This is a genomic window from Saccharothrix hoggarensis (assembly GCF_042678885.1).
Classification (GTDB): Bacteria; Actinomycetota; Actinomycetes; order Mycobacteriales; family Pseudonocardiaceae; genus Actinosynnema; species Actinosynnema hoggarensis.
Genome location: NZ_JBHTLK010000080.1, coordinates 14,301 through 27,261, shown reverse-complemented (window position 1 = coordinate 27,261; position 12,961 = coordinate 14,301). Strand labels below are relative to the sequence as shown.

General features: G+C 72.4%; 9 protein-coding genes. 2 read left to right on the top strand and 7 right to left on the bottom strand.

Annotated features, from left to right (window positions below; all coding sequences use genetic code 11):
* Positions 1–1,708, top strand: a 1,708-nt coding sequence (locus ACFQ3T_RS17200; RefSeq protein ID WP_380724283.1) for an FAD-binding and (Fe-S)-binding domain-containing protein, incomplete at its 5' end; no start/stop codon positions are given.
* An 80-nt stretch (positions 1,709–1,788) separates the two neighbouring features.
* Positions 1,789–3,357: an alanine/glycine:cation symporter family protein gene (locus ACFQ3T_RS17195; protein WP_380724282.1), complete on the top strand. Its 1,569-nt coding sequence runs from the start codon at positions 1,789–1,791 to the stop codon at positions 3,355–3,357.
* Positions 3,358–3,397: 40 nt separating this feature from the next.
* Here the strand turns inward: ACFQ3T_RS17195 and cutA are convergent, their stop codons facing one another.
* The 7 genes from cutA to ACFQ3T_RS17160 form a co-directional block, all read right to left on the bottom strand.
* On the bottom strand, positions 3,398–3,727 hold the full coding sequence (cutA, locus tag ACFQ3T_RS17190) for a divalent-cation tolerance protein CutA (protein ID WP_380724281.1): 330 nt from the start codon (positions 3,725–3,727) through the stop codon (positions 3,398–3,400).
* Entirely contained in the window at positions 3,724–5,694 is a 1,971-nt protein-coding gene (locus tag ACFQ3T_RS17185) for a beta-galactosidase (protein ID WP_380724280.1), read from the bottom strand. The genes cutA and ACFQ3T_RS17185 overlap by 4 nt, the downstream gene beginning before the upstream one ends.
* Complete coding sequence (locus ACFQ3T_RS17180) at positions 5,691–6,629, bottom strand: carbohydrate ABC transporter permease (protein WP_380724279.1); 939 nt, start codon at positions 6,627–6,629, stop codon at positions 5,691–5,693. The genes ACFQ3T_RS17185 and ACFQ3T_RS17180 overlap by 4 nt, the downstream gene beginning before the upstream one ends.
* Positions 6,626–7,600 (bottom strand): ABC transporter permease, encoded by a 975-nt coding sequence (locus tag ACFQ3T_RS17175; RefSeq protein ID WP_380724278.1) that lies wholly within the window; start codon positions 7,598–7,600, stop codon positions 6,626–6,628. Before ACFQ3T_RS17175 ends, ACFQ3T_RS17180 begins: the two co-directional genes overlap by 4 nt.
* Positions 7,587–9,206, bottom strand: coding sequence for an extracellular solute-binding protein (locus ACFQ3T_RS17170; RefSeq protein ID WP_380724277.1), 1,620 nt, complete (start codon positions 9,204–9,206; stop codon positions 7,587–7,589). The genes ACFQ3T_RS17175 and ACFQ3T_RS17170 overlap by 14 nt, the downstream gene beginning before the upstream one ends.
* A gap of 109 nt (positions 9,207–9,315) precedes the next feature.
* Entirely contained in the window at positions 9,316–10,314 is a 999-nt protein-coding gene (locus ACFQ3T_RS17165; RefSeq protein ID WP_380724276.1) for a LacI family DNA-binding transcriptional regulator, read from the bottom strand.
* Between the two features lies 1 nt (position 10,315).
* Positions 10,316–12,859 carry a beta-glucosidase family protein gene (locus ACFQ3T_RS17160; protein ID WP_380724275.1) on the bottom strand — a complete coding sequence of 848 codons (2,544 nt, stop codon included), beginning with the start codon at positions 12,857–12,859 and terminating at the stop codon, positions 10,316–10,318.
* Between the last annotated feature and the right edge of the window lie 102 nt (positions 12,860–12,961).

The following is a 12,961-nucleotide window of genomic DNA, read 5'->3' as shown; positions in this document are numbered from 1 at the left end:
GGTCACCGACCCGCGGCGGCAGCGCGCGCTGTGGCGGGTGCGCGAGGACGGCGCCGGCCTGGCGACGCGGATGGCGGACGGCGGCGAGGCGTGGTCGGGGTGGGAGGACGCGGCCGTGCCGCCCGAGCGGCTGGGCGCGTACCTGCGGGAGTTCGACGCGCTGCTGGCCGGGCACGGCCGGCGCGGCGTCACGTACGGGCACTACGGCGAGGGCTGCGTGCACGTGCGGATCGACTTCGACTTCCGGCGTGGCCACCGGTCGTTCCTGGAGGACGCGGCGGACCTGGTGGTGGCGCACGGCGGGTCGTTGTCCGGCGAGCACGGCGACGGGCAGGCCCGCTCCGAGCTGCTGCCCCGGATGTACCCGCCGGCCGCGCTGCGGGCGTTCGGGCGGTTCAAGGCGGCGTTCGACCCGGAGAACCGGATGAACCCGGGCCGGATCGTCGAGCCGCTGAAGGTGGACGCGGACCTGCGCGTGCTGGTCGCGCCGCCGGTGATCCCGACGCGGGCGCGGCTGGCGCTGCGGGCCGACGGGGGCGACCTGGCGGCGGCGACGCGGCGGTGCGTCGGCGTGGGCAAGTGCCTGAACACGTCCGGCGGGGTGATGTGCCCGAGCTACCGGGTGACGCGGGAGGAGAAGCACTCGACGCGCGGCCGGGCGCGGCTGCTGTTCGAGATGCTGGGCGGGCAGGTGGTGCGCGGCGGGTGGCGGTCGGAGGAGGTCCGGGACGCGCTGGACCTGTGCCTGGGCTGCAAGGGCTGCAAGCGGGACTGCCCGGTGGACGTCGACATGGCCACCTACAAGGCGGAGTTCCTGCACCACCACTACCGGCGGCGGGTGCGGCCGGCGGCGCACTACTCGATGGGGTGGCTGCCGCTGTGGTTGCGGCTGCGGCTGGTGAACCGGGTCAGCGCCCGGTTGGCCCGGTTCGGCGGCGTGGACCCGGCCCGGCCGCTGCCCGTGCCCGTGCGCTCGTTCCAGTCGCGGTTCCGGCCGGGTGGCGGCGGCGAGCGGGTGCTGCTGTTCCCGGACACGTTCACGAACCACTTCGAGCCGGGCGTCGGGTTCGACGCGGCGGCGGTGCTGGGTCACGCCGGGCAGGGCGTCGAGGTGCCCCGGGGCGCGGTGTGCTGCGGGCTGACCTGGTTCTCGATCGGTCAGCTTGGCGTGGCGCGGCGGGTGGTCCGGCGGACGGCGCGCGTGCTGCGGCCGTGGACGCGGGACGGCGTGCCGGTGGTCGGGCTGGAGCCGAGCTGCACCGCGTTCCTGCGGTCGGACGCCCTGGAGGTCGCGGGCGACGACCCGGACGTGGTGCGGCTGGCCGAGTCGGTGCGCACGTTCGCCGAGCACGTGTCGCCGCTGCTCGAACCCGTGGCCGGCGGGGGTTCGGCGGTGGTGCAGCCGCACTGCCACCAGTACGCGGAGCTGGGGCTCGACGCGGACCGGGAGCTGCTGGCGAAGGCGGGGGTGAGCGCGTCGGTGCTGGAGGGCTGCTGCGGCCTGGCGGGCAACTTCGGCTTCGAGCGCGGCCACCACGACGTGTCGATGGCCGTGGGCGAGCAGGCGCTGTTCCCCGCGGTGCGGACCGCCGGGGCGGGCACGGCGATCGTCGCGGACGGCTTCAGCTGCCGCACCCAGGTCCGCCACGGCACGTCGGCGGAACCCGTCCACACGGCCACGCTGCTGCGGCGGCGGCTGGGGCTCTGACCCCGGCGCCGACGCGAATCCTCAAGAAACCATCAAGTCCTCTTTGTCCTGACTGACGTCTTCGGGTCAACTAGCGGGCCATGACCACGAGTCCCCCCTTGCCGTCATCGACGACGACCGTCCTCGCGGCCGAGAGCGGCACGCTCGCGTCCATCGAAGAGGCCATCAACAAGGCGTTCACGCCGGTCTCCGAGGCCGTGACCAGCTTCATCTTCGCCGAGATCACCGTCTTCGGCGTGACCTTCCCCTGGATCGTCGGCTGGCTCGTGCTGGCCGCCGCGGTCTTCACCACGTACTTCGGCGTCATCCAGCTCCGCGGCTTCGGCACGGCGCTGCGGATCGTGCGTGGCAAGCACAGCAAGCCGGACGACCCCGGCGAGATCAGCCACTTCCAGGCGCTCAGCTCCGCCGTGTCGGGCACCGTCGGCTTGGGCAACATCGCCGGTGTCGGCGTCGCGGTGACCATCGGCGGCGCGGGCGCGACGTTCTGGATGATCGTGTGCGGCCTGCTCGGCATGTGCACGAAGTTCGTCGAGTGCACGCTCGGCGTGAAGTACCGGGACGTGCACGAGGACGGCTCGGTGTCCGGCGGCCCCATGCACTACCTGCGCAAGGGCCTGGCCGAGCGGTTCCCGAACCCGGTCGGCCGCGGGGTCGGTCGGGTGCTCGCCGCCGGCGCGGCGATCATGATCCTGTTCTTCGGGATCGCGGGCGGCAACATGTTCCAGGCCAACCAGACGTTCGCGCAGCTGCGCTCGGTGACCGGTGGCGCGGACGGCCTGCTCGGCGGCGACGGCGCGGCGCTCGTCTTCGGCATCGTGCTCGCGCTGCTGGTCGGCGCGGTCGTCATCGGCGGCATCAAGTCCATCGGCCGGGTGACCGGCAGGCTGGTGCCCGCGATGGCGATCCTCTACGTCTCGGCGTGCCTCATCGTCATCCTGCTGAACATCACCACGATCCCGGACGCGATCGGCCAGATCGTCAGCGGCGCGTTCAGCGCCGACAGCGTCGCGGGAGGCGCTGTCGGCGCGTTGATCGTCGGGTTCCAGCGGGCGGCGTTCTCCAACGAGGCGGGCCTCGGCTCGGCGTCCATCGCGCACTCGGCGGTGAAGACGCGCCGGCCGGTCACCGAGGGGTACGTGGCGCTGCTCGAACCGTTCATCGACACGGTCGTCATCTGCACGATGACCGCGTTGACGATCGTGGTGGCGCAGACCCAGTTCTGGAAGGACGCCCAGGCGACCGTCGCGGCGGGCGGGCCGCGCCCGGACGGCGTCACGGTCACCTCGGAGTCGTTCGGCACCGTGCTGCCGTGGTTCCCGTACGTGCTGACGGTGGCGGTGGTGCTGTTCGCCGTGTCCACGATCATCACGTGGAGCTACTACGGCGAGAAGGCGTGGACCTACCTGTTCGGCAAGAGCAAGGGCAGCGAGACCGCGTACCGCGTGCTGTTCTGCGCGTTCACCGTGGTCGGCTCGGTGCTCACGCTGGGCAGCGTGCTCGACTTCGCCGACGCGGTGCTGTTCACGCTGGCGCTGTTCAACATCATCGGCCTGTACCTGCTCGCGCCGGTGGTGAAGCGGGAGCTGAAGGCGTTCCGCGCGTCGCTCGCCGAGGAGCGCGCGGCGGAGGAGGCCGAGGTCCGGTGACCACGCGGGTGGCGGTCCGCGGGGGCGCGGGCCGCCACCCTCACGTGGCCGGCCGGGTCTCCTCGGTGAGCCACGCGAGGTAGTCGGTGTTGCCGCCGAGCACCGGCAGCGCCAGCACCTCCGGCACGTCGTAGGAGTGCCGCTGCTTCACGAACTCCGTCAGCTCGTCCACCCGGTCGTACGCGGTCTTGATCCACAGCTGCCACTCGCGGTCGTCGTGCAGCTCGCCGTCCCAGCGGTAGACGCTGCGGACCGGGCCGCCGACCTGCACGCACGCCGCCAGGCGGGCCTCCACGATCGCCCGCGCCAACGCGGCGGCGGCGTCCTCGCTGTCGGTGGTGGTGATGACCACGACGTGGTTGTCGCTCATCCACCGGAGGGTAGCGCCGGCGCGAGGGCCGCGACGCCGAACTCCCCGAGCGCCACCGAACCGGTCACCGACGCGCCGGTCAGCAGGTCGACGTGGTCGCCCGGCACGTCGACCCGCACCTCGGACGTCCCGTGGTTGACGACGAACAGCACGTCGCCCCGGCGCACCACCTCCACGCCCCGCGGCGGGCGCGACGCCGGACCGGCCCCGGCCTCCGCCACCACCCGGTCCATCAGGCGTCGCATGAAGTCCGGCGACGGGCGCGTGCCCACGTACCAGGCCGTGCCCGCGCCGTAGCGGTTGCGCAGCACCACGGGCACGCCGTCGGCCCCGGACCCGACCACCGTCGCGACCACCTCGGCGCCCTCGGCGCGCAGGTCGTCGTACCAGAAGTCGGCGGTGAACTCCCCCAGCGACGCCGAGGCGCACGTCAGCACCTCGTCCGGTCCGAGCGGCACCATCTCCTCGACGCGCAGGCCCAGCAGCTCCCGGAACGGCGCCGGGTAGCCGCCGAGGTGGACGCGGTCGTGCTCGTCCACCACGCCGGAGAAGAAGCCCATCACCACCGTCCCGCCGCCGGCCGCGTACGACACCAGCGGCTCGGCGTCGCGCACCAGGTACAGGTTCGGCGCCACCACCAGCCGGTACCCGGACAGGTCCCCCGAGGGGTGCGCGAAGTCGACGGTCACGCCGAGGTCGAACAGCGGCTCGTAGAAGTCCCGCAGCCGCGTGACCAGGTCGAAGTCCCCGGACGGGTGCGCGTCGAGCTGCGCGGCCCACCAGCTCTCCCAGTCCAGCACCACGGCCACCGACGCGGGCACCGGCGCGCCGGCGACCGGGGCCAGCGCCCGGAGGTCCGCGCCGAGCGCCACGACCTCGCGGAACACCCGGCTGTCGGTGCCCGCGTGCGGCACCATCCCGGAGTGGTACTTCTCCGCGCCGCCGCGCGAGGCGCGCCACTGGAAGAAGCACACCGCGTCCGCGCCGCGCGCCACCGCCTGCACGGACTGGGCGCGCAGCTGCCCGGCGGGCTTGGGCGGGTTGCGCCGGCGCCAGTTCACCGCGCTCGCCGCCTGCTCCATCAGCAGCCACGGGCCGCGCTTGAGCGAGCGCATCAGGTCGAAGCTCAACGCGCTCATCACGTGCGACGTCGGGTCGGCCGGGTCGGGGTACCAGTCGTGCGACACGACGTCCTCGTGCCGCGCCAGCTCCCAGTAGTCCATCGGCTGCTGCAGGCCCATGAAGTTCGTGGTCGCCGGCACGTCCGGGGTGACGCGCCGCAGCACGTCCCGCTCGGCCACGAAGCACTCCAGCAACGCGTCCGAGCAGAACCGGGCGAAGTCGAGCCGCTGCGCCGGGTTGATCAGGTAGGGCGCGCGGCGCGGCGGGATCACCTCGGCCCACTCGCCGTAGCGCTGGCTCCAGAACGCGGTGGACCAGGCGTCGTTCAGGGCGTCGAGCGACCCGTGCCGGTCGCGCAGCCACCGCCGGAAGTGCTCGGCGGTGACGTCGCAGTGGCACACCTGGCCCAGTTCGTTGCCGACGTGCCACAGCTTCAGCGCCGGGTGCCCGCCGTACCGCTCCGCCAGGTCCGTGACCAGCGACAACGCGTGCTCCCGGTACACCGGCGAGGACGGGCAGAACTGGTTGCGCGAGCCGTAGGACAGCCGGTGGCCGTCGAAGTCCACCGGCAGCGTCTCCGGGAAGCGGTGCCCGAGCCACGGCGGCGGCGAGGCGGTCGGCGTGGCCAGGAAGACGTCGATCCCGCCCGCGTGCAGCAGGTCGAGCACCCGGTCCAGCCAGCCGAAGTCACGCTCACCCGGCCGGGGTTCGATGCGGGCCCACGAGAACACGCCCACCGTCACGGTGTTGACGCCCGCCCGCCGCATCAGCTCGACGTCCTCGGCCCACACCTCCTCGGGCCACTGCTCCGGGTTGTAGTCGCCGCCGTAGCGCAGGTGCGTCATCCCTTGATCGCCCCCACGATCACTCCCTTGGTGAAGTGCTTCTGCACGAACGGGTAGATCACGAGCACCGGGACCACCGCGAGCACGATCACCGCCATCTTGATCGCGAGCGTGGCGACCACACCGCCCGCGCCGGTCAGCGTCGAGTCGGCCGGGCTCGCGCCCGGGATCGGCTGGCCTTGCAGCACGTACGTGCGCAACACCATCTGCAACGGCCACTTGTCGTTCGAGTTCAGGTACAGGAAGGCGTTGAAGAACGCGTTCCAGTAGCCGACCCCGTAGAACAGCGCGATGACCGCCGTGACGCCCTTGGACAGCGGCAGCACGATCCGGGTCAGCACGCCGAACTCGCTCGCCCCGTCGATGCGCGCGCTGTCGATGACCTCCCGCGGCAGGTTCATGAAGAACGACCGCAGCACCACCAGGTTGAACGCCGCCACCGCGCCGGGCAGGATCAGCGCCGCGTAGGTGTCCAGCAGCCCCAGCGAGTTCACCAGCAGGTAGGTCGGGATCAGGCCCGGCCCGAACAGGAACGTCAGCAGGACCAGGAACAGCAGCGGCCGGTGCGCGAACGAGCCCGGCCGCGACAGCCCGTAGGCGGCCAGCAGCGTGACCACCGTGCTGAAGACCGTGCCGATGACCGTCACGCCCGTGCTGACGACCACCGACCTGGTCACCACGCCACCGGACAGCAGCTCCTCGTACGCGCCGAGGCTGAACCCGTCCGGCACGATCACCAGGCCGCCCGCGGCGGTGATCGTGGCCGCCGGCGACACGCTGGTGACCACCACCACCCATAGCGGGAACAGCACGGCCAGCAGCACCAGCGCGACCAGCACGCCCTTGGCCGCCTGCCCGATCCGGGTGGGCGGCTCGTCCCACACCGGCCGTCGACCCCGCCGCGCCGGGTTCCGGCGCGCGACTGCCGTCGTCATCGCGAGTACACCCCCTGCTCGCCCACCATGTGCGCCACCTTGTTGGCCGCCACCACCAGCGCCAGCCCCACCAGGCCCTTGATCAGGCCCGCCGCGGCGGCGTAGGAGTAGTCGCTGTTCACCACGCCGGTGAAGTACACGTAGGTGTCCAGCACCTCCGCCGCCTCGTGCCCCACCGCGTCGCGTTGCAGCAGGAACTGCTCGAAGCCGACGCTCAGCGCCTCGCCGAGGCGCAGGATCAGCAGCAGCACGATCACCGGGACCAGCGCGGGCAGCGTCACGTGCCACATCCGCCGCCACCGGCCCGCGCCGTCCACCGCCGCCGCCTCGTACAGCGAGGTGTCCACTGTGGACAAGGCGGCCAGGAACACGATCGCGCCCCAGCCCGCGTCCTTCCACACCGACTGGGCCGTCACCAGCGCGATGAACAGGTCCGGGTCGGTCATGATGTCGAACGGCGACGCGCCGTTGGCGCGCAGCAGCTGGTTGAGCACGCCCGCGCCGCCCAGCATCTGCTGGAACAGCGTGATCACCAGCACCCACGAGAAGAAGTGCGGCAGGTAGACCACGCTCTGGACGAGCATCCGCAGCCGCGGGCTCATCAGGCTGTGCACCAGCAGCGCCAGCCCGATCGGCACCGGGAAGTAGAACACCAGCTGGAACCCGGTGATCACCAGCGTGTTCACCGTGGCGTCCCAGAAGTCCGGGTCGTCCAGGATGCGGGCGAAGTTCGCCAGGCCCGCCCACGGGCTCTGGGCCATGCCGACGTACGGCGAGTAGTCCTGGAACGCGACCACGTTGCCCAGCAGCGGCACGTAGTGGAACACGGTGAGCAGCAGGATCGCGGGCGCGACCATCACCAGCAGCACCCAGTCGCGCCGCAGCCTCCGCCGCCAGCCCCCACGTCGGCCGGCGGCTGCCGGCGTGGGCGACTGGACGGGCGGCCGTTCGAGCAGGTCAGCGCCCGGCATCGGAGAGGGCCTTGTCGTAGAACTCGCGCAGCTCGTCGCCACCCGCCTTGCGCCAGTCCTCCGCCAGCTGGTCGATCCCGCTCAGCGGCGTGCGGCCGCGGAGGATGTCGTTGGTCTGGTCCTCGAACCGCTTGGGCAGCTTGGAGAACTCGGCGGGCTCCTCGATCCGCATGCCGAACGTCACCGGGCGGATCTGGTGCCGGTAGGCCTCGGCGTGCCAGGCGTGCTTGGCCTTGACGTAGTCCGGGTACTGGGCGTTGGTGATGGCGTCCGGCGGGGCCGACATGAACCCGTAGGTCAGGGTGACCTCCTTGCGGCCCAGGTCGTTCAGGCCCGGCGCGCCGTGCGCGTCGCGGACGCTGTGCTTGCCCTCGACGCCGTAGTTGACCAGGTAGTGCTCGGTGGTGCCGATGGGCGCGGCGACGAAGTTCGTCAGGCGCAGCAGCTCCTTGATCCGGTCGGGCGAGAGGTCCTTGCGGAACAGCGTCACCATCGCGGTGGGCGCGGACACCGGGTAGCCGGGCTTGCCGCCGTCGTGCGCGAACAGGGGCAGTGCCTCCATGCCGAACTTCGGGTTGATCGGCCGCTGCTGCGTCATCGCCTCGCCCCAGGCGCCCATGCCGTCCTGGTAGATCAGCATCTGGCCGCCCGCGAACAGCTCCTTCAGCCCGGTGGTGTTGCCCGCCACCACGTCCGGGTGCACGAACCCGGCCTCGAACAGGGAGCGGGTGAACTTCACCGCTTCCCGGTAGGCCTCGGTCTCCAGCTGGTTGACGACCTTGCCGGACGAGTCGCGGCTCCAGTCGCCCTGCCCGCCGAACGTCCTGATCATCGAGCGGAACACGTCGCCGACCGCCCACCGGTTGGCGCCGGGGTCGTTGATCTTCTTGCAGAGCTGGAAGAACTCGTCCGCGGTCTTGGGCGCCGTGCCGCCCAGCGGCTCGATGACGTCCCGGCGGTAGAAGAGGGTCTCGGGGAACAGCTCGCCGCGGAACGGCACGCCGTAGAGCCGCCCGCCGTAGACGCACGCGTGCCACGACTCGGTCGGGATGTTCGCCAGCAGCGGGTAGTCCTTGACGTTGTCGCCGCTGAGGAGGTCGGTGAGGTCGGCGAAGACCTGGCCGACGCCCTCGCTGAACCGGGGCGGGATCGTGAACGTCGGCATGACGGTGATCTCGGGCACCTGCTTTGCGGCCACCATCGCGCCGAGCTTCGCCTGGTAGTCCGCGCCCTGCACCTGCTCGAACCTGACCACGCCGCCGATGCGCTGGTTCACGGCGTCCCAGTAGGAGTTCTCCCCCAGCCCGGGCGGGAGCGGCCAGAACGCGGGCGTCATGGCGGTGACCTCGCCGCCGTCGAGCACCTTGTCCTTGACCGCGTCCACCAGGTCGGCGGGGAACTTCAGGTAGCCCGGCACCGAGCCGTTCACGCCGGGCAGGTCCGGCTTGGCGAAGTCCACCGGGTGGTAGGACGGCAGCACCTTGGCCAGCGCGTCCCCGCCCAGCGCGGTGCCGGTGTGCTGGGCGGCCGGCGCGCCGCACCCGACCACCAGCGTGCCGCCGGCCACCGCCGTGAAGGTCAGGAAGCCCCTGCGGTTGAGAATCATCGGACAAACGCCCCTTTGCATCGGATCAGGGAGGGTGCGCGCGTTCGCGCACGGGGAGTCGAAGCGCTTCGAAACGCCGCGCGGCTGCGCGCGGATGAGGCCGCGCGGATCAGCGCGTGGTGCTCGCCCGCTCGGTCAGCCGCGGCGGCAGGAGGGTCAGCGGTGGGGTGGGCGTGCGGTCGAGCTTGGCCATCAGCAGCGCCACCGCGTGGTGGCCCAACTGCTCGGCCGGCACCGCCACCGACGTCAGCGGCGGCATCAGGCGCTCGGCCTGGTCGTCGGGGCAGATCGCGACCACGGCGACGTCGTCGGGCACCTTGCGGCCCAGCGACCGCAGCACCTCGACCACCGACGGCAGCGCGGCCTCGTTGTGCACCACCAGACCCGTCACGGCCGGGTGCCGTTCCAGCAGCCCGGTGATGGCCACGCGCACCGACTCGTGATCGGTCTCCGTGGGCAACGTCGTGGAGGAGACGCCGCGCCGCATCGCGGCCGCGCTGAACCCGGCCATGGTGCGGTGGGCGAACCCGGTGTCGCGCTGGTAGACCGCGCGCGGCGCGCCGACCAACGCCACGTAGGTGTGGCCGAGGTCGGCCAGGTGGTCCACGCACCGCGAGCCCGCCTCGGCGAAGTCGAGGTCCACGCAGGTCAGGCCGGCGGCGTCGGCGGGGAACCCGATGAGCACCGACGGCCGGTCCAGCTCCCGCAGCACGGGCACGCGCTCGTCGTGCATCTCCACGTCCATCACCAGCAGACCGTCGACCTGGGCGCTCCCGGCGACCCGGCGCAGCCCCGCCGCGCCCTGGTCCGCCGTCACCAGCAGCACGTCGTGGTCGTGCCGGCGGGCCGCGTTCGCGACCGCGACGACGAACTGCATCAGCACGGGCATGTGCATGCCCTCGCGCATCGGCAGCACCAGCGCCAGCACGTTGGCGCGGTTGCTGGCCAGCGACCGCGCGCCGGCGTGCGGGTGGTAGCCCAGCGCGCGCACGCTCGCCTCGACCCTGGCCTTGGTGGCCGACGAGATCGAGCGCCGCCCCGTGAGCACGTACGACACCGTGCTCGGCGCGACACCGGCGTGCCGCGCGACATCGGCGATGGTGACCACGTCAGCTCACCTCCCGGACCCGCGTGCCCGCCGCGTCCGCGGTGAGCACCAGTGACGTCCCGTCGACCGACACCCGCGTGCCGGGCGGTCCCGTGCGGGGTTCCGGCGTGACGTCGTGGAAGGAGATCCACGCGCCCTCGCGGGTGAACACCACCTCGTCGTCCACCAGCCGCACCCCGTCGCAGTCGTCGAAGTCCAGCGCCCGCAACGGGCCCGAGCGCGGCCCGATCGCCTCCCCCGGCACGTCGACCACCAGCCGCGACCGGATGTCCCGTGACGACGCGCCGGCCATCAGCTCGTACCGCCCGGCCTCGACCACGCGCCGCCCGGTGGTGACGTCCCAGTGCCACAGGTGCTCGACCGGCAGGTCGACCACCGCCGTCTCGCCCGGCGCGAGGAGCACCCGCCGGAACGACTGGAGCCTGCGCACCGGTTGCGGCACGCGGGAGTCGAGCGCGGCCGAGTACAGCTGCACGACCTCCGCGGCGGCCACGTCACCGGTGTTGGTGACCGACAGCCTCGCCACGCCGTCCGCCCACTCCAGCCCGGAGTGCTCGAAGGTGGTGTAGGTCAGGCCGTGGCCGAACGGGAACAGCGGGTCGCCGGTGAAGTACAGGTACGTGCTGCGCGCGCGGATGATGTCGTAGTCGAGGATGTCGGGCAGGTCGTCGTCGGAGCGGTACCAGGTCTGGGTGAGCCTGCCCGACGGCGAGTACGCGCCGAACAGCGCCTCGGCGACCGCGCGGCCCTGCTCCTGCCCGCCGTGCGCGGTCCACACGATGCCCGGCAGGTGCTCCTCCTCGCCGTCCAACGCGTACGGGTAGCTGCTCACCAGCACCAGCACCGTCTTCGGGTTGGCCTCGCGCACCGCGCGCACCAGGTCCAGCCACGGCAGCCGCACCGTGGTGCGGTCCTGCGTCTCGCGGCCGTTGATGTGCGGGTCGTTGCCCAGCACGAGCACGACCGCGTCGGCCCCGGCCGCCACCGCGACCGCCTCGGCGGTCCCGTCCACGACCAGTTCCACCTCGAACGGCCCGGTGTCGTTGCCGTGCACCTTGTTGTGCAGCACCAGGGCGTCGCCGTCGAAGCGCGGCTCGAACAGCTCGCGCACGTCCCAGCCGCCCGGCGTCGCGGCCTTCGCCACCAGCGAGCCGTCCTCCGCCACGCCGAGGTAGCGGCGGGACCCCACGTCCCGCAACGTCCACACGCCGTCGCCCCAGTCGAAGCGGTCGAACAGCGCCCGCTCCCCCATCGCCACGACGCCGCCGCGCACACCCAGGTAACGGCCGTCCGCCGCGCGCAGCGCGATCCGGTCGACCGCCTCCGAGTACGACACGGAGGCGAAATCCTCCAGCGCCCTGCGGACCGTCACCCGGTACGGCAGCGTGCCGCTGTACCAGTCCTCGAACACCGCGTCGGCGTGCGTCCCGATGACGGCGAGGCGGGCGCCGCGCTCGAACGGCAGCGCGGAGTCGTTGCGCAGCAGCACGACCGCCTGCCGGGCCGCCTCCAGCGCCAGCTCGCCGTGCGAGCCGATGACGTCCGACGTGATCGACGCGTACGGGTTGTCCAGGGCCGGGTCACCGGTCGGCGCGTCGAACTCGCCGAGCCGGAACCGCAGCGCCAGCACGCGCCCGACGGCGCGGTCCACCACCGCCCGGTCCAGCAGGCCGTCCTTGATCGCCGTGGTGACGCTCTCGATCATCAGCGACGGGTCGGCGTCCTGGTCGGTGAAGCTGTCGAGGCCCGCGTTGAGCAGCGCCGCGTGCCCCTCGGCCTGCGTCGGCAGGTAACCCTGCAGCCCGGCCACGTTCGACGGCGCGTAGGCGTCGCTGACGACCGCGAGCCCGTCCGGGGCCCACGTCCGCAGCTCCTCCTCGATCAACGGGCTCAGGTGCGCGGGACGGCCGTTGACCAGGTTGTACGACGGCATCACGGCCACCGCCGCGCCCGCCTCGACCGGACCGCGGAAGCACGGCAGCTCGTACTCGTGCAGCACCCGCGGCCGCAGGTCCGACGACGTGACGCAGCGGTCGTCCTCGTTGTTGTAGCCCAGGAAGTGCTTCAACGTCGGCGCGGTCCGCAGGTACCGCGGGTGGTCGCCGCGCAGGCCCCGGGCGTAGGCGGTGCCCATCGCGGCGGTCAACGTCGGGTCCTCGGAGTAGCCCTCCTCGTTGCGCCCCCAGCGGGGGTCTCGCAGCGGGTTCACCACCGGCGCCCACACGTTCAGGCCGTGCGCGACCGGGTCGCGGTGGTGGAACCCGCGAGCCTCCACGCCGGTCGCCTCGCCGACCCGCCGCACCAGCTCGGTGTCCCACGACGAGGCCAGGCCGACGGCTTGCGGGAACACCGTGGCCGGGCCGAGCCACGCGACGCCGTGCAGCGCCTCCATGCCCGTGTGGAACGCGGCCAGGCCCAGTCTCGGCACGGCGGGCTGGTGCTGGTGCAGCAGCGCCACCTTCTCCTCGTCGGTCAACCGGCCGAGCAGGTCGGACACCCTGGCGTCGACGGGCAGACCCGGATCGCGGAACGGCAGCGGGGCCACAGCACACCTCTCGCGGTCGTCGAATTGTTCGAATGTGCAGCTCACTCAATCGAATCGTTTCGATCGCTGCGAAAACGTCACCGGCCGCGGTCGGCGGAGCGG

What these genes read in the sequence shown, in the direction of transcription:
- cutA (WP_380724281.1), bottom strand. Translation starts at nt 3,727, where the DNA reads ATGAGCGACAACCACGTCGTGGTCATCACCACCACCGACAGCGAGGAC.
- ACFQ3T_RS17185 (WP_380724280.1), bottom strand. Translation starts at nt 5,694, where the DNA reads ATGACGCACCTGCGCTACGGCGGCGACTACAACCCGGAGCAGTGGCCC.
- ACFQ3T_RS17175 (WP_380724278.1), bottom strand. Translation starts at nt 7,600, where the DNA reads ATGCCGGGCGCTGACCTGCTCGAACGGCCGCCCGTCCAGTCGCCCACG.
- ACFQ3T_RS17180 (WP_380724279.1), bottom strand. Translation starts at nt 6,629, where the DNA reads ATGACGACGGCAGTCGCGCGCCGGAACCCGGCGCGGCGGGGTCGACGG.
- ACFQ3T_RS17170 (WP_380724277.1), bottom strand. Translation starts at nt 9,206, where the DNA reads ATGATTCTCAACCGCAGGGGCTTCCTGACCTTCACGGCGGTGGCCGGC.
- ACFQ3T_RS17195 (WP_380724282.1), top strand. Translation starts at nt 1,789, where the DNA reads ATGACCACGAGTCCCCCCTTGCCGTCATCGACGACGACCGTCCTCGCG.